This window comes from Roseovarius sp. BRH_c41, from assembly GCF_000961715.1.
Classification (GTDB): domain Bacteria; phylum Pseudomonadota; class Alphaproteobacteria; order Rhodobacterales; family Rhodobacteraceae; genus Roseovarius.
Genome location: NZ_LADY01000025.1, coordinates 65,625 through 86,718, shown reverse-complemented (window position 1 = coordinate 86,718; position 21,094 = coordinate 65,625). Strand labels below are relative to the sequence as shown.

18 protein-coding genes are annotated in these 21,094 nt (G+C 62.4%); 2 read left to right on the top strand and 16 right to left on the bottom strand.

The annotated features are described in order from the left end of the window. The first annotated feature begins 1 nt into the window (after position 1). Positions 2-451, top strand: coding sequence for a CoxG family protein (locus VR71_RS08320; RefSeq protein ID WP_045682903.1), 450 nt, complete (start codon positions 2-4; stop codon positions 449-451). On the opposite strand, the gene VR71_RS08315 is transcribed toward VR71_RS08320, so the two are convergent. Beyond that, positions 448-870 (bottom strand): heme-binding protein, encoded by a 423-nt coding sequence (locus VR71_RS08315; protein WP_045682901.1) that lies wholly within the window; start codon positions 868-870, stop codon positions 448-450. The two genes, VR71_RS08320 and VR71_RS08315, sit on opposite strands and share 4 nt — an antisense overlap. A gap of 11 nt (positions 871-881) precedes the next feature. Further along, positions 882-3,008, bottom strand: a complete 2,127-nt coding sequence (locus VR71_RS08310) for a malate synthase G (RefSeq protein ID WP_045682899.1) — start codon at positions 3,006-3,008, stop codon at positions 882-884. A 112-nt stretch (positions 3,009-3,120) separates the two neighbouring features. Here VR71_RS08310 and VR71_RS08305 point away from each other — a divergent pair, with 112 nt between their 5' ends. Next, positions 3,121-3,900, top strand: coding sequence for an IclR family transcriptional regulator (locus tag VR71_RS08305; RefSeq protein ID WP_009819357.1), 780 nt, complete (start codon positions 3,121-3,123; stop codon positions 3,898-3,900). 248 nt (positions 3,901-4,148) lie between these two features. On the opposite strand, the gene mraY is transcribed toward VR71_RS08305, so the two are convergent. From mraY to glyS, 14 genes are all read right to left on the bottom strand, one after another. Then, positions 4,149-5,231, bottom strand: a complete 1,083-nt coding sequence (gene mraY, locus VR71_RS08300) for a phospho-N-acetylmuramoyl-pentapeptide-transferase (protein ID WP_009819358.1) — start codon at positions 5,229-5,231, stop codon at positions 4,149-4,151. A gap of 4 nt (positions 5,232-5,235) precedes the next feature. Further along, positions 5,236-6,666: a UDP-N-acetylmuramoyl-tripeptide--D-alanyl-D-alanine ligase gene (gene murF, locus VR71_RS08295; protein WP_045682896.1), complete on the bottom strand. Its 1,431-nt coding sequence runs from the start codon at positions 6,664-6,666 to the stop codon at positions 5,236-5,238. Further along, positions 6,663-8,144 (bottom strand): UDP-N-acetylmuramoyl-L-alanyl-D-glutamate--2,6-diaminopimelate ligase, encoded by a 1,482-nt coding sequence (locus VR71_RS08290; RefSeq protein WP_045682894.1) that lies wholly within the window; start codon positions 8,142-8,144, stop codon positions 6,663-6,665. The genes murF and VR71_RS08290 overlap by 4 nt, the downstream gene beginning before the upstream one ends. Before the next feature lie 19 nt (positions 8,145-8,163). Next, on the bottom strand, positions 8,164-9,948 hold the full coding sequence (locus tag VR71_RS08285) for a penicillin-binding protein 2 (RefSeq protein ID WP_045682891.1): 1,785 nt from the start codon (positions 9,946-9,948) through the stop codon (positions 8,164-8,166). Beyond that, positions 9,945-10,292 carry a cell division protein FtsL gene (locus tag VR71_RS08280; RefSeq protein WP_009819362.1) on the bottom strand — a complete coding sequence of 116 codons (348 nt, stop codon included), beginning with the start codon at positions 10,290-10,292 and terminating at the stop codon, positions 9,945-9,947. Before VR71_RS08280 ends, VR71_RS08285 begins: the two co-directional genes overlap by 4 nt. Continuing rightward, positions 10,289-11,281 (bottom strand): 16S rRNA (cytosine(1402)-N(4))-methyltransferase RsmH, encoded by a 993-nt coding sequence (gene rsmH / locus VR71_RS08275; protein ID WP_045682889.1) that lies wholly within the window; start codon positions 11,279-11,281, stop codon positions 10,289-10,291. Before rsmH ends, VR71_RS08280 begins: the two co-directional genes overlap by 4 nt. A gap of 3 nt (positions 11,282-11,284) precedes the next feature. Next, positions 11,285-11,788, bottom strand: coding sequence for a division/cell wall cluster transcriptional repressor MraZ (mraZ, locus tag VR71_RS08270; protein ID WP_296430106.1), 504 nt, complete (start codon positions 11,786-11,788; stop codon positions 11,285-11,287). A gap of 726 nt (positions 11,789-12,514) precedes the next feature. After that, positions 12,515-13,924 carry a PepSY domain-containing protein gene (locus tag VR71_RS08265; RefSeq protein WP_045682961.1) on the bottom strand — a complete coding sequence of 470 codons (1,410 nt, stop codon included), beginning with the start codon at positions 13,922-13,924 and terminating at the stop codon, positions 12,515-12,517. A gap of 69 nt (positions 13,925-13,993) precedes the next feature. Then, positions 13,994-14,383: a hypothetical protein gene (locus VR71_RS08260; protein ID WP_009819366.1), complete on the bottom strand. Its 390-nt coding sequence runs from the start codon at positions 14,381-14,383 to the stop codon at positions 13,994-13,996. Between the two features lie 23 nt (positions 14,384-14,406). Next, the gene (locus tag VR71_RS08255; RefSeq protein ID WP_009819367.1) at positions 14,407-14,958 is read right to left on the bottom strand and encodes a GNAT family N-acetyltransferase; all 552 of its coding nucleotides are present in this window, start codon (positions 14,956-14,958) and stop codon (positions 14,407-14,409) included. Between the two features lie 104 nt (positions 14,959-15,062). After that, positions 15,063-15,230, bottom strand: a complete 168-nt coding sequence (rpmG, locus tag VR71_RS08250; protein WP_007799108.1) for a 50S ribosomal protein L33 — start codon at positions 15,228-15,230, stop codon at positions 15,063-15,065. 127 nt (positions 15,231-15,357) lie between these two features. Beyond that, on the bottom strand, positions 15,358-15,969 hold the full coding sequence (locus tag VR71_RS08245; protein ID WP_040650757.1) for a cell wall hydrolase: 612 nt from the start codon (positions 15,967-15,969) through the stop codon (positions 15,358-15,360). A 164-nt stretch (positions 15,970-16,133) separates the two neighbouring features. Continuing rightward, a complete protein-coding gene (locus VR71_RS08240) occupies positions 16,134-18,674 on the bottom strand; it encodes a putative PEP-binding protein (RefSeq protein WP_009819369.1) in 2,541 nt (846 codons plus the stop codon). A 161-nt stretch (positions 18,675-18,835) separates the two neighbouring features. Then, positions 18,836-21,091 (bottom strand): glycine--tRNA ligase subunit beta, encoded by a 2,256-nt coding sequence (glyS, locus tag VR71_RS08235; RefSeq protein WP_045682869.1) that lies wholly within the window; start codon positions 21,089-21,091, stop codon positions 18,836-18,838. Positions 21,092-21,094 lie beyond the last annotated feature (3 nt).

Genomic DNA, 21,094 nt, shown 5'->3' with positions numbered 1-21,094 from the left:
CATGGACCTCGCCGACGAAATCACCCTCAACGCGCCCAAATCCCGCGTCTATGCCGCCCTCAACGATCCCGAGATCCTGCGTCAGAGCATTCCGGGCTGCGAGGAACTGATCAAACATTCCGATACGGAATTGGAAGCGCGCGTCGTGCTCAAGATCGGCCCGGTCAAGGCGCGCTTTACCGGCACCGTCACGCTCGACACCACCGGCGCGCCGGATGCGTTTTCCCTCACGGGTCAGGGCAATGGCGGGGCCGCAGGCCATGCCAAGGGCGGCGCGGATGTGACCCTGACCGAAGAGGAGGGCGTGACCACCCTGCGCTACACCGCCCGTGCAGACATTGGCGGCAAGCTCGCGCAATTGGGCAGCCGCCTCATTCAAAGCACGGCGAAAAAGCTCGCCGCGCAGTTCTTTACAAATTTTCAGCAGGCCGTGGCCCCCGCCGAAGTTTAGAGCTTCGCCAGAAACGCCGCGATCCCGGCCTCGGCGACCTCGCGGTCCTGCATCGGCGTGCCTGAACTCACGCCGATGCCGCCCACGACCTCGCCGTCCACCAGCACCGGCAGACCACCGCCCACCACCATCAGCCGCCCGCCAATGGCCGAGGCGATGCCGTAGACCGGCTTGCCCGGCTGGCTGACCTCACCATATTCATGCGTCGCCTTCTTGGCCCCGGCAGCGGTGAACGCCTTGTCGATGGCGATGGTGATCGACGTCACCTTGCCGCCATCCATCCGCTCGAAGGCCACCAGATTGCCGCCCTCGTCGGTGATGGCGATGCACATCGGCACGCCCACCTCCACCGCCTTGGCGCGCGCGCCCGCCAAGAGCACCCCGGCATCCGCCAGATCGAGCCGTTTCACTGTCATCATGGCCTAGCCCCTTATGCCGCCTTGACCCCACGCCGCGCCGCATGCAGCAGCGGCTCTGTATATCCCGAGGGCTGCTTTGCCCCCTCAAAGATCAGATCCCGCGCCGCCTTGAACGCCGCCCCGTCGAAATCGGGGGCCATCGGGCGGTAAGCCGGATCCTGCGCGTTCTGCGCATCCACCTTGGGGGCCATCCGCCGCAGTGACGCGTCGATCTCTTCGGCCGAGCATATGCCATGGATCAACCAGTTGGCCAGATATTGCGACGAAATGCGCAAGGTTGCCCGATCCTCCATCAGCGCCACATCGTTGATGTCCGGCACCTTGGAACAGCCAATGCCCTGATCGACCCAGCGCACCACATAGCCCAAGATCGACTGACAGGAATTGTCCAACTCGCGCCGCACTTCCTCGCCCGACAGGTTCCGCCCCACCATCATCGGCGGCGTCAGCAATTCAGCGCGTGATGCACGATCCCGGCCCTTCAACGCCGCTTGCAGCCCCGCCACATCAACTTGGTGATAATGCGTGGCATGCAACGTCGCCGCCGTGGGCGACGGCACCCAGGCGGTATTGGCCCCGGCCTTGGGATGCGCGATCTTGACCTCCAGCATATCGGCCATGTCATCGGGTCTGGCCCACATGCCCTTGCCGATCTGACCGCGCCCCGTCATGCCCGCCGCAAGGCCCGCATCGACATTCCCGGCCTCATAGGCCGCAAGCCAGATCGCCTTTTGCATCTCGCCCTTGGGAATGACCGGCCCCGCCTGCATCGAGGTGTGGATCTCGTCGCCGGTGCGGTCCAGAAACCCGGTGTTGATGAAGACGCAGCGATCCTTGACCGCCTTGATACAGGCCATGAGGTTGGCCGAGGTCCGCCGCTCCTCGTCCATCACGCCCAGCTTGACCGTATTGCGCGGCAGCCCCAGCATCTCCTCGACCCGCCCATAGAGCGTATCGACAAAGGCGCATTCCTCCGGCCCATGCAGCTTGGGAATGACGATATAAACCGATCCCACCCGCGAGTTGCCCGCCGCGCCCCGCGCCAGATCATGCATCGCCGCCGCGACCGTGACGGCTGCATCCAGCATCACCTCGGGCGTTTCCTTGCCCTCCAGCAGCACCGCATCGGTGGTCATCAAGAGACCCACATTGCGCACCAGCATCAGCGCACGCCCGGGATGCACCACCTCTTGCCCCTCTGGATCAATATAGCTCACATCCGGGTTGAGCCGCCGGGTCAACAAACGCCCACCCTTCTCGAACCGCTCTTCCAGATCGCCGCGCATCAGGCCCAGCCAATTGCCATAGACCACGCATTTGTCGTCGGCATCCACCGCCGCCACCGAATCCTCGCAATCCTGTATAGCGGTCAGCGCGCTCTCGATCCGCACATCGGCAATGCCTGCCGGATCATCGCGACCAATCGCCGAGGCAGGATCAATCACGATCTCGATCATCAACCCGTTGACGCGCAGCATCACACTGCCGCCCTCGGTATGGCCCGCAAACTGCGCCGCATCCGCCAGCCCAGTCACTTGGCCTCCGACCGTGACACGCAACCCGCCGTCCACCTCCAAGGCGTCAACATCCGCCCAGGACCCGGCAGCCAGTGGCACAACCTTGTCGAGATGCGCCCGCGCCCATGCAATCACCTGGCGGCCGCGCACAGCGTCATAGCCCGGCCCCTGCGCCGTGCCGGAAATCGCATCGGTGCCATAGAGCGCATCATAAAGACTACCCCACCGCGCATTCGCGGCATTGAGCGCAAAGCGCGCATTCATCACCGGCACGACCAATTGCGGCCCGGCCACCTGCGCAATCTCTGCATCAACGTTCTGCGTGCCCAGCTCGAACGCCTCCGGTTCCGGCACAAGGTAGCCGATCTCGGTCAGGAATTCGCGGTACGCCGCCCCGTCAAACTGCTGCCCGCGCCGCGCCCGGTGCCAGCCGTCAATCTGCACCTGCAACTCGCGGCGCTTGGCCAAAAGCGCCGCGTTCTTCGGGGCCAGATCCCGCAGGAGTGCGGCATAGCCCGACCAGAATGCGTCAGCACTCAGCCCCAACACTACCTCGTCCTCGATCAGGCGGGCCAGCGGTGCCGCCACGCTCAGGCCGTGACGCTCAACATATGTGGTCATGGTCGTCCCTTCCGAAAATCAGGAAATTCATTGGATTTGCAGCTACTTCAGCGGCACTGTACTTGTAAGGACGGGAAAAATGTTTTCCATTGTATGGAAAGGTATACCGAACATGTCAGACCCTCAATCCCAAGGCGTTCAATCCGTCGCCCGCGCGCTGCGCCTGCTGCAACTTCTCAGCCAGCAGGACGAAGGCGCACGGGTGTCGGACCTCGCCCGTCTGGCAGGCTTGGCGGTCTCGACCACGCATCGGTTGTTGACCACCCTGGAGTTACAGCATTTCGCCCAGTTCGATTCCGACCGCGCGCTCTGGCATGTGGGGCGTGGTGCCTTTTCGGTGGGGGCGGCGTTTTCCCGGCGGCATAATTTCGTGGCCCCGGCCTTGCCGCTCCTGCGCCGCTTGCGCGATGCCACGCGCGAGACCGCCAATCTCGGGATTCTCGATCAGGATGAGCTTGTCACCCTCTCACAGGTCGAAAGCCGTGAAATCATGCGCGCCATCTCGCCACCGGGCGGGCGCGTGCCTGCCTTTTGCTCCGGCATGGGCAAGGCGATTCTCGCGACTTGGCCAAACGCCGATATTGCGGATTTCGTGGCGCGGACCGGGTTTCATCCGATGACCAAGCGTTCGCACCGCAGCCTGAGCACTGCCATGGTCGACATCAAACGCATCCGCGCCCAAGGCTATGCGCTCGATGACGAAGAACATGTGACCGGCCTGCGCTGCCTTGCCGCCGTGGTCTGGTCGCCTCAGGCCGAGGCGGTCTGTGCCATCTCGGTCTCGGGCCTTGCCGCCCGCCTGCCGGACGCCCGCCTCAGCGCGATCGGACGTCAAGTGGCCGAAGCCGCAGCAGATCTGACGCTCAAGATCGGCGGGCAGAGGCCGGTTTGAGAGAAGGGGGCTGTTGCTGACTTCGCCCCAAGCGATGAGCCGCGCGGTCGCTGGGCCGGGGACTAGCGATGCGACCATGGGAACTGCCAGTTTATGCCCGAGAAGGCCGTATAACTCCTAAGCGTTGCGCGACGCCTCCAAATCGCTAGGCCGCGGGACGGCCCAGCGATCGCGCGGCGGCGCTTCGCGCCTTTGTTCCGCGCGAGTGGCAGACGAAAGGCCCCTTCAGACCCCACCCCGCTCTCTTCTCACCGCAGTTTCAGCGTCGCCAACCCGACCATCGCCAGAATAAGCGCGATAATCCAGAACCGGATCACGATCTGCGGCTCCGCCCAGCCCTTTTTCTCGTAATGGTGATGGATCGGCGCCATCAGGAACACCCGCTTGCCGGTGCGTTTGAAATAGAGCACCTGAATGATGACCGACAGCGCTTCGACCACAAAGAGCCCGCCGACGATGCCCAGCACCAGCTCATGCTTGGTCGCCACCGCAATCGCACCCAATGCCCCGCCCAGCGCCAATGATCCGGTATCGCCCATAAAGACCGCCGCAGGCGGCGCATTATACCATAGGAACCCCAGACCGCCGCCCACCAGACCGGCGACAAAGATCAGGATCTCCCCTGTGCCCGGCACATAATGCAGCCCCAGATAATCGGTGAAATCAACCCGACCCACGGTATAGGCAATCACGCCCAGCGCGGCCGAGGCGATCATCACCGGCATAATCGCCAAACCGTCCAGACCATCGGTGAGATTGACCGCATTGGCCGCCCCGACGATCACGAACATCGCAAAGGGGATGAACAAGAACCCCATGTTGACCAGCACATCCTTGAAGACCGGCAGCGCCAATTGATATTGCAATTCAGTAGGATGATGCAGCCCGGCCCAGTAGGCCGCGATAAAGGCGATCACAAAGCCCAACCCCAACCGCGCCTTGCTCGAAACGCCCTTGACGTTCTGCTTGCTCACCTTGGCGTAATCGTCGGCAAATCCGATCAGGCCAAAGGCCACCGTGACGAACAGCACCAGCCAGACATAGGGATTGTCCAACCGCGCCCAGAGCAAGGTCGAGGTCAAGAGCGCACCCACGATCAAGAGCCCTCCCATAGTGGGTGTGCCCGCCTTGGAAAAATGCCCCTCCGGCCCGTCGCTGCGAATGGGTTGCCCTTTGCCCTGCCGCTTGCGCAGTACAAGGATCAGGGGTGGCCCGAACAGGAACCCAAAGATCAGCGCCGTCATAAAGGCTCCGCCCGCACGGAACGTGATGTAGCGGAAGAGATTGAAGAAATCCCCGCCATCCGACCAGATGGTCAGCCAATAGAGCATTTCGCTATCCTTCCTCTGCCACTCGGCCCGCGCGCCGCAGCGCCTCGACCACAAGGCTCACCCGGCTCCCCTTGGAACCCTTCACCAACACAACATCACCCGCATCGATCAGTCGGTGCGCCTGCGCCGCGAGATCCTCGGCGGTCGCGGCCCAGCGGCCCTGCCGGCCCTCGGACAACAACTCCCAGAGCGCGCGCATGCGCGGCCCCACGCAATGGATTTCGTCGATCTGCGCCATATATGGCAAATCGGCCAATCCGGCGTGCATCGCCACTTCATCCGCGCCCAATTCCAACATATCGCCCAGAATTGCAATACGCCGCCCACGGGCCACGCGCCCGACACCATCGCGCGGCTGCGCCGCCGCCAGAACCTCGAGTGCTGCGGCCATCGAGGTCGGATTGGCGTTGAATGCGTCGTCGATCAGATCAATGCTCATCCCATCGCTGGCCAGATCAAGCACAAGCTCCTCGCGGGTGCCGCGCCCGGCAGGCGGGGCCCAGCCTGCCAGATCGGCCATCGCCACGGCCCGGTCACAGCCCAGAACCTGCACCACCGCCAGCACAGCCAACGCGTTCATCGCGAAATGCCGGCCCGGCACACCGACCTTGTAGACCAGCGGCGAGCGCCAGGCGCGGGCGTGGCCCACGGTGACACGGTCATGCAGTTCGACGTTGAGCAGGCGATGATGCGCGCCCCGCGCGGTGCCAAAGCTGAGGATCCGCGCAGCATGGCGCACGGCCTCGGCCCGCAGGATCGGCGCCGTTGCGATATCGGCATTGATCACCGCCACGCCGCCCGGCTCCAGCCCCTCAAAAATGCTGGCCTTCTCGCGGGCGATGCCTTCAATATCCTCGAACGCCTCCAGATGCGCCGCCGCCACCGTGGTGATGACCGCCACATGCGGCCGCGCCATCCGCGCCAGAGGCGCGATTTCACCGGGATGGTTCATGCCGATCTCGATCACGGCAAACTGCGTATCGACCGGCATCCGCGCCAGCGTGAGCGGCACCCCCCAATGATTGTTGTAACTGGCCTCCGCCGCATGCGTACGGCCCTGATGTCTCAGCACGTCGCGCAACATCTCCTTGGTCGAGGTCTTGCCGACCGATCCGGTCACAGCCACCACCTTCGCCCGGCTGCGCGCCCGACCCGCGCGGCCCAAGGCCTCCAGCCCCGCCTGCACATCCGCCACGAGCAGGAGCGGCGCATCACCTCCAACCCCTTCGGGCACATGGCTCACCAATGCCGCCGCCGCCCCCTTGGCCAGCGCTTGGGCTACGAACTCATGCCCGTCGCGCGCCGCACTCAGCGCCACGAAGAGATCACCGCGTTGCAACGTGCGCGTGTCGATCGACACGCCCGACACCTGCCAGTCGCCCGTCACCCGCCCCCCTGTGGCCGCAGCGGCCTCCTGCGCCGACCAGAGGCTCATATCCGCCCCCCGTCCAAGACCGTCACCGCCAAACTCGCCTGCTCCGCATCGTCAAAGGGCAAGACATCCTCGCCCACGACCTGCCCGGTCTCATGGCCCTTGCCACAGATCAAGAGCGCATCCCCCGGCCCCAGCGCATCCACCCCGCGCAGGATCGCCTCGGCCCGGTCGCCCACTTCGGACGCCCCCGGACAGCCCTGCATCACCGCCGCCCGGATACTCGCCGGGTCCTCAGAGCGCGGGTTGTCATCGGTCACGATCACCAGATCGGCATAGGTGCCCGCCGCCTGCCCCATCAAGGGCCGCTTGGCGCGGTCCCGGTCGCCGCCCGCGCCCACGATCGCAATCAGCCGCCCCATGACATGCGGACGCAGCGCCTTGATCGCGGTGGCCACGGCATCCGGCGTATGCGCGTAATCCACGAACACCGCCGCACCAGTGTCCCGCGTTGCAGCCAGCTGCATGCGCCCGCGCACCGTCTTCATTCCCGGCAGAGTTTCGAATACGCGCTCGGCATCGGCCCCGGCCCCGATCGCCAGCCCGGCGGCCAAGAGGACATTCTCCGCCTGAAACCCGCCAATCAGATCAAGGCGGAGCTGATGCACCTCATCTTCCCACTCAAACCGCAACACCTGCCCCGTGGCATCGAACCGCTGCGCCTTCAGGCGCAGATCGGCCCCGACCTCGCGCCCGACGGTGATGAGATCCTGCCCGCGTTCGGTGGCAATCGCCGCCATCTCGGCCCCTCGGGAATCGTCGATATTGATCACCGCAACCCCGTCCTCGGGCAAAACGCGGGCGAAGAGCCCCGCCTTGGCTGCGAAATATTCGTCAAAGCTGGCGTGATAATCCAAGTGATCCTGCGTGAAATTGGTGAATCCTGCCGCCACCAGATGCACGCCGTCCAAACGCCTCTGCGCCAATCCATGCGACGACGCCTCCATCGCGGCATGGGTCACACCCGCCAACTCGCATTTCGCCAGCATACGGTGCAGGGTGATCGGTTCGGGCGTAGTATGGCCAAGGGGCGCACTATAGGCTCCCTCGACCCCCGTCGTGCCCAGATTGACCGCATCAAAACCCAGCCGCTCCCAGATCTGCCGGGTAAAGGTGGCGACGGATGTCTTTCCATTGGTGCCGGTTACGGCAATCATCGTCTCGGGCTGCGCGCCGAACCATAACGCAGCGGCAAAGGCCAGCGTTTGACGCGGGTCTTCGGCCACCACGAGCGCCGCATCGCTCAGGCTGAGAAAGTCCTGCGCCAACCGCGCGCCGATGGCATCGGTCAGAATCGCACCCGCACCTTGCCGCAACGCATATTGAATGAACTCGGCGCCATGCACCTTGGTCCCCGGCAAAGCGGCAAAGAGATAGCCGGGCTTTACCTCGCGGCTGTCCACCGCCAAGCCCGTGATGTCAGCCTGCCGTCCGGCTTGGGCTGTTAATCCCAATGCCGCCAATGTTCTGATTTGCCCCACCGCACTGCCCCGTTCCGGCTTAATTCGATGTCAGGCTTATAGCAGCAAGCGGGCCGGGTTCAATCTCGGGTCGCAGCCCAAGCAAAGGCGCTACGCGACGTATGATTTCAGCGGCCACTGGCACAGCGGTCCACCCCGCTGTGCGGCGGGGCTCATCCCCAGAGGTCTCGACCGGCTCATCCAGCGTGACCACCAGCACATATTTCGGGTCATGCGCCGGAAACATGCTGGCAAAGGTAGAGATGACCTTGTCCTTGTAATACCCGCCCCCGCGTTCCTTGGGCTTGTCGGCGGTGCCGGTCTTGCCCCCCACCGCATAGCCGGGCACCTCGCCAAGGCTTGCCGTGCCCTCGGACACGACCTGCCGCAGCATCTTGCGCATGGCGGCGGATGTCGCTTCGGACATCACCCGCTCGCCCGGCGCGCGGGTCGGATCGCGCAAAAGCGTCGGCGTCACCCGACGCCCGCCATTGGCAATCGTTGCATAGCCGGCCGCCAGATGCATCGGACTGACCGACAGACCATGCCCGTAAGAGATCGTCATGGTCGACAACTCTGACCAGTTCTTCGGCAAGAGCGGCGTGCTCCCCGAGGCTTCGGCAATCTCCAACTGCACAGGGTCGATGAACCCAAGCTGATCGAGAAATTCGCGCTGCCGCTTGGCCCCGATTTCCAGCGCGATGCGCGCGGTGCCCACGTTCGAAGATTTGACGATCACCTTGGTGACGCTCAATTCCGGTCCGTAATTCTTGAAATCCCGTATCCGGAACTTGCCCCATTGCATCGGGCTCTTGGTGTTGACGATCGAGTCCGGCGTGACAAGTTTCAGCTCCATCGCCTGCGCAATCGGAAACACCTTGAACGTGCTGCCCAGCTCATAAACCCCCTGCACCGCCCGATTGAAGAGCGGGCTGTCACTGGGACTGCCGGATGTCGGCAGCGCGGGACGATCATTGGGATCAAAATCCGGAAGCGAGGCCACCGCCACCACCTCGCCGCTCTTTGCATCCATCAGGATACCCGCCGCGCCCTTGGCGTTCATGATCTTCATGCCACCATAGAGCACCCGCTCCATCGCCGCCTGCACACTCAGATCGAGCGACAGAACAAGCGGTTCATGCGCCTGCGCCGGATCGCGCAACCGCGCGTCCTGATGCCGCTCAACACCGGCTACTCCAACCAATTCGGCGGCATGCACCCCCTCACGGCCAAAACTGGTGCCGCCCAGCACATGTGCCGCCAGCCGCCCGTTGGGATAGAGCCGCATTTCGCGTGGGCCAAACAACAGACCCGGCTCACCGATATCATGCACCGCCTGCTTTTGCTCGGGGCTCAGCTTCTTCTTGATCCACAGGAATTTACGCGGACCCGTGAAATCCTTGATCAGCCTTTCCCGCTCGAGATCGGGAAAAATCTCGACCAGCCGGTCGGCGGCATGGGCCGGATCAACCATCATTTGCGGCTGCGCATAGAGGCTATGCGTGTCGAAATTGGTGGCAAGAATGCGCCCCTCGCGGTCCACTATATCCGCGCGCTGTGCGAATATCTGCGATCCGGCAACGCTGGTCGCCGGTTCCGCCGGCTCGGTTCCCGCCAGAACCGCCATCCGTCCGCCGACAACGGCAAAGGCCACAAAGAACACGGCAGACAGAACCAAAAGCCGCCCCTCGGCACGACGTCGCGCCCGGTCGCGCATCTCCTCATGCCGCAGGCGGATATTCTCGCGCTCGATGGCGTCGGGATTCTCGCCACGATTGCGGGCCTCCAGAATACGCGCCAACGGGCGCAGGGGGGTGCGGATCATGGGAACTGCTCCATGTTCGAGACATCAACAGGATTGGTGATCGGCACTTCGACCGGCTTGGGAAAGGCCACCTGATCCACCCGACCGAACTGATAGGGTTGCAAGGGCAAAAGACCCAGCTTGTCGTAGTTCAACTCCACCAGATCCATCAGCCGGTCTGGCCGGTTGAGATAGGCCCATTCGGCATTGAGCACCCGAAGCCGCGCGCGCGCCTCGCCAATGCCGCGCTGCAATGCCTGCGCCTGCGCCTGCGCCTCTTGGGTCCGGTAATTCTCGCGATACGCCCAAAACGCCAAACCGATGACCGAGAGCGCGGTCAAAACACAAATCAGACTGCGCATCATCGCTCTCCTTTCAACATGGGCATCCCAAGCTGTGACCGTTCCGTACGTCCAGCCCGCACATCCGTACGGACCGCCACGCGCAGTCGGGCCGACCGGGCGCGCGGATTGACGGCCAGTTCGTCGTCATCCGGCCCGATCGCCTTGCGCGATTTGAGGGAAAATTGCGGTTCCTCACGCTCTATCTCAGGCGCGTGGCGGCTGCCGGTGCCACCGCCGCCAGAGCGTAACTGCATGAATCTCTTGACCATTCTGTCCTCGATGGAGTGAAACGTCACCACCGCCAACTGCCCGCCGGGCCTCAACGCCCGCTCGGCTGCCTCTAAGCCCTCGATAAGAGATCCATATTCGTCATTCACAGCAATCCGTATCGCCTGAAAACTCCGAGTAGCCACATGCGCCTGCCCCGGCTTGGAACGCGGCAAACAGCGCTCGACAATGCCCGTCAGTTGCAGCGTCGACTCGATCGGGGTGACTTCACGCGCCTTGACAATGGCCCGCGCGATCCGGCGGCTCGCCCGTTCCTCGCCATAAAGATAAAGGATATCAGCGAGTTCCGCCTCATCCGTGGTGTTCACCAAATCTGCCGCAGTAGGCCCATCCTGACTCATCCGCATGTCAAGCGGACCATCCCTCATAAACGAAAAGCCCCGCTCCGCCCGATCCAACTGCATCGAAGACACCCCCAGATCGAGCACAACACCGTCTAGGTCCGCGGCATAGTCATCCATCTGCGCGAAATTGCCCTGCACCAACCGCAGCCGGTCGCCATACTCCGCTCCCCACTCCCGCGCCATCTCCAACGCCAGCGGGTCGCGGTCCACACCGACCACCTGATCCGCGCCCGCCTCAAGCAACCCGCGCGCATAGCCCCCGGCCCCCAGCGTGCCATCCAGCCACACGCCGCGCACCGGCGCCACCGCCGCAAGCAACGGGCGCAGCAGAACGGGGATATGTGGGGCGGTGTTTCTAGGGGCGGCGGCAGCAGCCATGGCTTACGCCCCTTTCGGTTGATCCAAGAGGATCAGCGGATCGAAATCCTCGGGGAATTCTTCCAGCCAATTCTCGGTTTTCGACAATTCATCGGCGTCGTAGGTCTCAGGCTTCCAGATTTGAAACGTATCGCCCGCCGCGATGAAGAACGCCTCATCGTCAAGCTCGATCTTCTTGCGCAGCTTGGCGGGCAGCACCAGCCGCCCGGTTTCATCCACCGATGTGGGAAAGCTCTGTCCGTGGAACATCCGCTGCAGCATTTTACGTTCCATAGACCCGCGTGGCAGGGCATTGATCTTGTCATCGACCTCCTGCATCGCCTCAATGGTATAACACTCAAGGTAGCGCCGCCGATGGTCGCCATAGACGATGATCAGTTCGGGATTGAGGCCGTCGGTCCAGTTCGGGTCTGAGGCCTCGATCACACGGCGAAACAGGGCCGGGATTGATACCCTGCCCTTTCCATCCACCTTGTGGAGGCTCTCGCCTCTAAATATCCGGCCCACTGTCCCGTTGGTCCTCTTGTTCGCCCCAGCTTGAAATCGAACCCCTGAGACACGAAACGGCGGGTTGATCTGCTGCCACTGATCAACCCGCCGCCCTCGTCCCGCCTAGCGGGGGGTGTCCGACTGCGCGCGCCACCTGGGGGGATGTCTGCTCGCTCGCGCGCCGGATCTCTTTATTCGATGAAAGCGGGGGCCTGTATGAAACCTGACTTGGGAGTTTTCGGGGTCTTTGCGCCCCTCTGTGATCCCGTCCTCATCGTGCATTCTTCATACAATGGGAAATGCTCCCATGGCAACGGTTTTTTACGATACTCGCTACAGCATCTAGTTCCCAACACACCCAGAAAACAACATCATGTGGCAAAGCATCACAATTTATTACCGTATATTGTGCATAATACTCCTTTAATAACAATATATGTGCAGGTGCTTCTTCTAAAGAATGTCCCGTGGTTTCCCAATAAATTAATAACTTTTCCTCTTAGAAGCCATCTCGTCCCACAACTTTACCCTAAAAAACCCGATAAACCCAAGCACAGGCACTCAAAACCCCCAGAGTGATTCGCGAAAATCTGCTTATTTTTCACATTAGAGCATCTCCGTCCCATCCATTCCCACATCAACTCCTCTTCTGACCTACAAAACGACAGAACCCCGCCTGATGGGCGGGGTTCTTGGAGTGGTGGCTGTTGCCAAGTCGTGACGATCAAGGGTGCGCGTCCTCGCTCAACTCACCAATCGTCGCAAGGCAGGCAAGCGAGACAAGATCAGAGCGTCGAGTGCGAGCACTGTGATCAACGTCACCCCCGCAAGCGGAAAGGCCAGCGACACCGCCAAACCGACCAGCACAGCGCCCTGCCACATCGGCATATCCTTGGGCAGTGGCGGTGCCGAGAGACGTCCACCTGCCCCGGCGGGGCGACGTTTCCACCACATCACCACGGAGCTGACGCAGAGAAACAACACCGCGAGGCAGAACACCGTATTGGCCAGCACGCTCCAGAGCCCCAGTGTGCCCATATGAAGCGCGATCCCAACCGCCATCGCCTTGCCCGCCAGCGAATAATCTGCATAGCGCACATCGGCGAGGATATTGCCGGTATATTGATCTACATGCACCGTGCGGTCGCTGGTAGGATCGGTATCATCGGTATTCATCGAGTCCCGGTTGATCGTCCAGACGCCATTTTCTCCGCTGGGGAGGTTGAGCTGATACCGCGCGTCAAAGCCGATCTCGCGCGCCAAAGTATCCAGCGTGTCGATATCGACCGCCGTTCCGGCGTCGACATCAACCCCGCCATGCCCCGCGTGACTACCAGAGGCCGGCATTGGTGTCAGCTCCAACGCCCAAGGCACCTCTTTGCGATCATGGTTCATGCTGGCATGAATATCGTCCGAGAGCGGCACGTTGTCCCATTTCTCGGCCGGGAACTGGCTCCAGGCCTGCACCATCTTTTCTCCCCAGATCCCTGCCCAAGCTAAGCCCGAGACCAGAAAGAACGCCAGAACAATGGAAATCCAGAAGCCCAGAACGCCATGCAGCGACCGCCAGAGCGCCCGCCCACGCCCAAACGTGGGGATCAGTGCCGCACGCCAGCCTGCGTCTCGCGGCCACCACATATACAGACCCGTGGCAATCAGAACCATTCCGAGAGAGGCCGCAATTTCCAGCATGCGATCACCGGTCACGCCGAGCATCAACTCGCTGTGAATTCCATCCGCAAAGTCATACCAGCCAGAGCGGCGCGGGAAAATCTCAAGCACCTGCGCCGTATAGGGATCGACGACGACCATATTGGCCTCGCCCTCCAGATCGACACGGAAAATCGCGGCCAGATCATCGCGACGCGGGGCCACGTATTGTTTGAGCGTGCCGCCGGGAATAGCGCTGAGCGCCCCCTCAGCCTGAACCGACACGGACAGCGCCACCTCTTGCGGCACCACCGGCGTGCGTTCTCCATCACGCCCGTCCACCCATGAAATCCAAAGCATCATCATGCCGGTAACGGCTAATATGCAGAAGAACGGGATCACGAACAGACCGGCATAGAAATGCCAGCGCCACGCCGCAAAATAGAACTTGTTAACCCCGGGGCGCGCCTGCGCAGGGGTGTAGGCCGGATCAATCGACGTCATGGATATCTCCATCAGAGATGGCCCTCTAACGCGAGGGCAGAGTTTGAAATGAGCTGGGGTTTTGAATAATCAGACGCGCGGCGGAGCGCGGCTTTGTGGCAAGACATTCGACCTTGCCAGTCGCAGACCATGAGAGCCATCGGGCCGCAAATCCACGATACGCGGAGCGAGCCAGGCCGTGCAGGGCATCTCTGCGGACGGCAGTAGCACGCCATCGACCAGACGACAGGCCTCGCAGCCGTTTGTCGCCTGATGCTTTGAATGCCCCGACGGACCGTCTTGCGCCACATGGTCTTCACAGAGATCCTGCGCCGTGCCCCCCGCCGCCACAAAGGCGAGGTAGTCCGGGTCCATGCTCCGCTCGTCATTGCCGCGGTGCGCAAAGCCCACAGCGGCCATCGCCACACTGAGGGCGAAGACCAAAATCAATCGCGGAAAAGGGCTCAATGAAACGCGCATCACGGACAAGACCCTGACACAGGTCACAGAGTCGCACCAGCCTCAATTACCTCCGGTCGCGGTGCAATTCCCTGCTCCAACTCGTGGCACATCTGCGCAGCGGGCAGGCTCACTTCCGGCGAGAGCCCCAGAACCACCTCACCCATCGACTGAAACCCACCTGCAGTGCAGAATGGCACGGCATTCAGAGGACAGAGGCAATGCAGGCGATGCACGCCTGCCCGGCCCGCCGTCACCTTGAGATGCTCCAGCAGAGCCCGGCCAATTCCCCGGCCCTGCCAATCCGGCGCAACGGCCAGATGCCGCAGATGCGCATGTCCCAGAGGGCAGGTCCGACCAAATGGGCTTATATCGCTCCAACCCGCAATGCCCAGCACATCCTCGCCCACCTCAGCCAGATAGTACCGCCCGCCAAACAGGAGCGTCGGTGCCGAGCGGGTGAGAATGGGAACGGCTTGGCGCACCAATGCCTCGGGATACACGCGTTGCATCTGCAGACCGTAGGCCGAACGGAGCAAATCTGAGATCGCGGCATGATCGGCGGGAAAGACTGGGCGGATCAGAAACTGGGGCATGGGAGACACTCTTGCGGTAAAATCACCGGCCACCGGAGCGCCCCAAAAGAAAAAGCCGCGCTCGGGTTGGCGCGGCTTTGGCTGTCTGGTCTGAAAGGGGGATCTTACTTGATCTTGCCTTCCTTGTACTCGACATGCTTGCGCACCACGGGATCGTACTTTCGTACGGTCATCTTTTCGGTCATGGTGCGTGCGTTCTTCTTGGTCACGTAAAAATGGCCCGTGCCCGCGGTCGAGTTCAGACGGATCTTGATGGTCGTCGGCTTCGCCATTGGTTATCTCCTGCGCCGGGCAATAGGATCACCCGTGAATACCTCATGAAGCCTGCCTTTTACCGACGCGCGCGCCCGAGTCAACCGCGATTGTCGTGAAAGTCAGCTATTTCCTTGTTCAACCCACTCAGTTCGAGGACAGACGCGTCGGTTGCCGATAGAAATGATGCACGCCAATAGAGGCCGTGCGTGGAAACTGCCGGGCCCAACGCGGGGCGACGGCGCGGGTATGGTAATGCGTTGCTCCGCTGGTCAGGCTGCGAGGGGCACCATCGACCATCAACCGGGCAACTTTGCCCACGGTCTGATAGGCGGCGCGCTCTGCAATGACGTCGGAATGCCCGTCGCAAGTGTAGGTAAATTGGCATTCATATTTTCGGCCGGTTCCCTGATGGATCACGCCGCAAACTGTATTGGGATAAGAGGGATCATCAACCCGGTTCAGGATGACTTCGGCCACCGCGAACTGTCCCTTGATGCTTTCACCTCGGGCTTCAAAGTAAAGCGCCTCTGCCAGACAGCGCCACTCTGCTCCGCCTTCGGCTGGGCTTTGCTGATCAAGCCATGTGCTCGAATAGCTGATCTCGGTCTCGGGGCGGCTCAAATAGCTCGCCATTCTGTCACCTGAGATCGCGCGCAATGCGCGCATTTCCTGTTCCATCAATCGGGTCACGGGCGCGTCTGCGACGACCGGACCTGCCAACACTGCGAGTGCCGCAGCGAGTGCAATCCGTCTCATACATCTTCTCCAAGCCGATGGACGTATGGTCCACTGCATCCGCGCCCTCTAGACAAAAAGGCCCGTTGCGTCCACCCGAGCCACCGGCAAGTTCCCGCCTATGGCTTTTCCTGTCGCAAAAAGCGCCTCGACTTTGTCTGATGTTGCGCAAACAGCGGTTCTGACTACCGCATCTTGTCTTTGACGGTCAGCTGTGCGGCAGCAAGTCGCGCCACCGGAACACGGAAGGGAGAGCAGGAAACATAGTTGAATCCGGCATCCCGGCAGAAAGCGATTGATTCGGGGTTGCCACCATGCTCACCGCAGATCGACAGGCTGATGTCAGGATTGGCCGCGCGCCCACGCTCTGCCCCGATCTTGAGCAACTCGCCCACGCCATCGACATCAAGCATGTGGAACGGGTCCTCGGGATAGACACCCTGCTTGACATACTCCGACATGAACCGGCCTGCGTCGTCACGCGACAGCCCATAGGTCATCTGCGTCAGGTCGTTCGTGCCAAAGCTGAGAAAAGACACCAACGGCGCAAATTCACCGGCACGCAACGCCGCGCGCGGCGTCTCGACCATTACGCCCAGATGATAGGTGAAATCGCGCCCAGTCTCGTTTCGCACTGCCGCGGCCACCGCATCGACCCGGGTTTTCACCAGTTCAACCTCACGCTTGGCACTGACCAGCGGAATCATGATCTCCGGCACCACCGGCGCACCGTCGCGGCTGGCCTCGAGCGTTGCTTCAAAGATGGCCCGTGCCTGCATGTCGTAGATCTCGGGCACGGTGATGCCCAGACGCACACCCCGCATGCCCAGCATCGGATTATATTCGCTCAGCGCCTCAACCCGCCGTGTCACATCCGACAAGGGCAGATCCAGCGCCTCGGCCAATTGCAAATGCCCCACCCGGTCGGTCGGCAGAAATTCATGCAGCGGCGGATCAAAGAGGCGAATACAGACCGGCAGCCCTTGCATGATGCGGAACAAATCCGCCAAATCGGCCCGCTGCATCGGCAAGAGCCGCTCGAGCACGGCGGCGCGATCCTTGCTGCCATCGGCAAAGATCATCTCGCGCATCACGGTCAACCGCTCGGTGTCAAAGAACATGTGCTCGGTCCGGCACAGCCCAATGCCACGCGCATCAAAATTTCGCGCAACCACAGCATCGGCCGGAGTGTCGGCATTGGCCCGCACCGCAATATCGCGCACATCATCGGCCCAACTCATCAGCGTCTGAAACGATTCATCCCGCGCGGCCTCGAGCAACGGGGTCTCTCCGGCCAGAACCAAACCGTTGGTGCCGTCGATGGTGATCACATCCCCAGCCTTGACCACCCGACGGTCGGGCATGGTCAATTGCTTGCGATGGGTCTGGAAATGGATTTCTGACGCCCCCACAACGCAGGGGAGGCCAATGCCGCGCCCGATCACCGCTGCATGGCTGGTCATGCCACCGCGCTCGGTCAGCACGGCCACCGCCGCATGCATGCCGCGAATATCCTCGGGGCTGGTTTCACGCCGCACAAGGATGCAGGGTTCGCCGCGCGAATGGCCCGCCTGCGCCTCGGCGGCGGAAAACACCACCCGGCCCGTGGCGGCGCCGGGACTGGCGGCAATTCCGCGCGCCAGCACATCACGGGGCGCATTCGGGTCCACTTGACGGTGCAGCAATTCATTGAGCGAGCGCGGCTCGATCCGCATCAGCGCGTCGTCACGGGTAATGATCCCGTCCTCGGCCATTCGCACCGCAATGGCCACCGCCGCGCGCCCGTTGCGTGGCACCCGTAGACCGTCGAGAATCCAGACCTTGCCGTTTTCGATGGTGAACTCAGCCTGCATTTCCTCGCGCAGCTTTGTACGCATCAATTCCGTATGCGTCCTGATCTCGGCAAAGGCGTCTGGCGCCAGCTCCTCGAGCGAGGGACCGCGCGGGTCACGCGTCAGATAGAGCGCATCCACGCCGCCGCTCAGCGCATCGCGCCCTTGGCTCTGACTCAGGTAGCGTCCGATGATCTGGCGCGCACCCGTCACACCATTGACCAGTTGCATCACGCCAGAACCGCATTCCCCCTGCCCCAGCCCAAGCGCCAATTCCTGCACCACAAGGCCCAGCCCCGCATCGGCAGGCGCGCCCTTGGCCTGCCGCAAGAGCCGCGCGGTGGTCCCCTCCCAGGCCCGCGCCATAGAGCGCAGCACCTCGGTCAATTGCTTGCCGGGATCTTGGGGGAATTCCTCTTCGGCCTCGACCTCATAGGCCTTGAGCGCTTGGCTGAGGCCCAGAACCGGGTCTTCGGACACATCCTCGAACACATCCGGGTCCAGCCGCGCCACATGGATCGCATAGGCCTGCACAAAGCGCAGATAGATGTCCGACGCCGCCTGCTTGCCGATCCGGTCCGACAGTTCGACAAACCGCGCATCGTTGATGCCAATGTTCAGAACGGCCCCCGGTCCACCCCAATCGGGGTCTTCCGATGAGGGGCGCACACAGAGGAGCGGCGCATCGCCGAACGGAGCCAGAAACCGCAGCATATCAGGCACTTCGCCGGCCGCGATCCGGTGCACCGCCTCGAACGACAGCGCGACGGTGCACGGCACCGGCAGATCGAGCCGCACGAGGCGTTGCAGGCATTTCGCCCGCCCCCCGTGGGTGTGGGGCTGCACCGGGGCCGAAGGGGTGATGAGGGTGATATGGCTGTCGTCTTGCTGCACTGCGGCACCTTTCCTTTGACCGCACCATACGCCCGCTGACGCGCAAGGCAAGGGAAAGGATGACGGGGTTGGGATGGGGCGGTGGTGCCGCCATCCTCGGGCCTGACCCGAGGATCTCAGGCGGCAAGAGGTCCTCGGGTCAGGCCCGAGGATGACGGCTCTTACCCTTCAATCCGTGTGAGGTCAGCCGCTTGCAGACAGATATGCCGAATGCTGCTCAACAGGTTGAGGCGGTTGCGGCGGATGACTTGGCTTTCGGCATTGACCTGCACGGCAGTAAAGAAAGCGTCTATGGGGGCGCGAAGGGCTGCCATGGCCCCCATCGCCCCGGCGAAATCCTCGGATTTGAGCGCGCTGGCAATGGCGGGTTCCGCAGTGGCGAGGGCGGCAAAGAGCGCCTTTTCCTCATCCGTTTCCGCAAATTTCACATCCGCGCCATAGGAATATTCCACCCCGTCCTTTTCCTCGGCTTGGGTGAGGATATTGTTGGCCCGTTTGAAGCCCTGCAACAGGTTCTCGCCATCATCGGTCTTGAGGAAATCACTAAGCGCGCGGGCACGGTGGGCCAAGAGCGTGAGGTCGTCATTTCCCGGCATGGCAAGGCAGGCATCAATCACGTCGTGGCGGATGCCTTCGTCCCGCAGATGGACCTTGAGGCGGTCATGGAGAAAGGAGAGGAGGTCCGACGAGAACTCAGGAACAGCGCGTCCCAACTCCGACACGAGCGTGCCTTCCCATTGCTCAGCCTCACCGCTCTGCCGCAGACGGTCCAGAACCGCGTGATAGGCCGCCCCGAACAGGCCATGATCAGCAATCTCTTCCAGCACCTCTTCGAGTGTGTCGATTTCACCCTGAGTGGCCTTGTGACGATACAAGTTCATCTTTTGCCGCAAGAGTTGCGTGTCGATCAAGCGCATCAGGGACAAACGCAGGTCATTGTTCAGAGCGATACGAATAACCCCCAAGGCCGCACGCCTCAGAGCATAGGGGTCTTTCGAGCCCGTCGGTTTCTCGTCAATCGCCCAGAAGCCGCACAATGTGTCGATCTTGTCGGCCAGCGCCACGGCCACCGACACCGGCGCGCTTGGCACGGCGTCGCCGGGCCCGAGGGGCGAATAATGCTCTTGGCAGGCCGCCGCCACCTCAGCGCGCAGCCCCGCCGCCGCAGCATAATACCGCCCCATCAACCCCTGCAATTCGGGGAATTCGCCGACCATGGCGGATTGCAGATCGGCCTTGGCCACCTTTGCCGCCTGTTCCGCCAAATCGGCATCGGCCCCCACATGCGGCGCAATTTCGCGCGCGAGTGCCGCGATACGGGCGATCCGGTCTGCCTGTGATCCCAGCTTGTTGTGGAAGGTGACATGCGCCAGCCCTGCGCCCATCCCCTCCAGCCCCTCAGCCTGCACCTTGCGCAGGTCATTTTCCCAAAAGAATTTCGCATCCGACAGCCGCGCCGCCAGCACCTTTTGATTGCCCGCCAGAATGGTCGCGCCCTGATCGGCGGTCTCGACATTGGCAACGGTCACAAAGCGTTCGATCCGGCCTGTCTTGGGGTTCTTCACCGAGAAAAACTTTTGATGTTCTTTCATCGAGGTTTGCAACACCTCGGGCGGCAGGCACAGAAACGCCTCGTCAATCCGCCCCATCAGCACCACGGGCCATTCCACCAGCCCCGCCACCTCGGCCAGAAGCCCGCTATCCTCGACCAGTTCCAAACCAGAGGCAAAAGCCTGATTGCTGGCCTCTTGCCAGATCTGTTGCGCGCGTTCCTCGGCTTCCAGAATGACATGCGCGCGGCGCAGCTTGGTGCGGTAATCATCAAAAGAGGTCACGGCAAAGCGCCCTACCCCCATGAAGCGATGCCCCTCGGTCGAATTACCCGCGCGGATGCCGTCGACGTCGAGATCAACGACCGTCACCTCGCCCGCCTCATCGGTCAGGATGCAGAGGATGGAATGGAGCGGGCGCACCCACCGCAAGCTGCCTGCGCCCCAACGCATCGACTTGGGCCAGGGGAACGTGCGGATGATCTTGTCGAGTTCCTCGGCGACGATCTCAGCCGCCGCGCGTCCGGGCTTGGTGATCGTGGCGAAATAGACCTGACCCTTTTTCTCGTCGCGGATTTCGAGCTGTTCACGAGTAAGCCCCGCACCGCGCAGAAACCCCTCGATTGCCTTTTCGGGTGCGTCGACACGCGGACCTTTACGCTCCTCTCGGGTGGTCGGGCTCTGGCCGGTCAGCCCCTGCACGGTCAGCGCCAGACGCCGAGGCGTGGAAAACGCCGCAGCGCCCGCATAGGTCAGCCCGGCCTCGACCAGCGCTTCGGTCAGCCGCGCGCGCAGGTCGTCGGCGGCCTTCGTCTGCATGCGCGCCGGGATTTCCTCGGAGAAGAGTTCGATCAAGAGGTCAGGCATGGC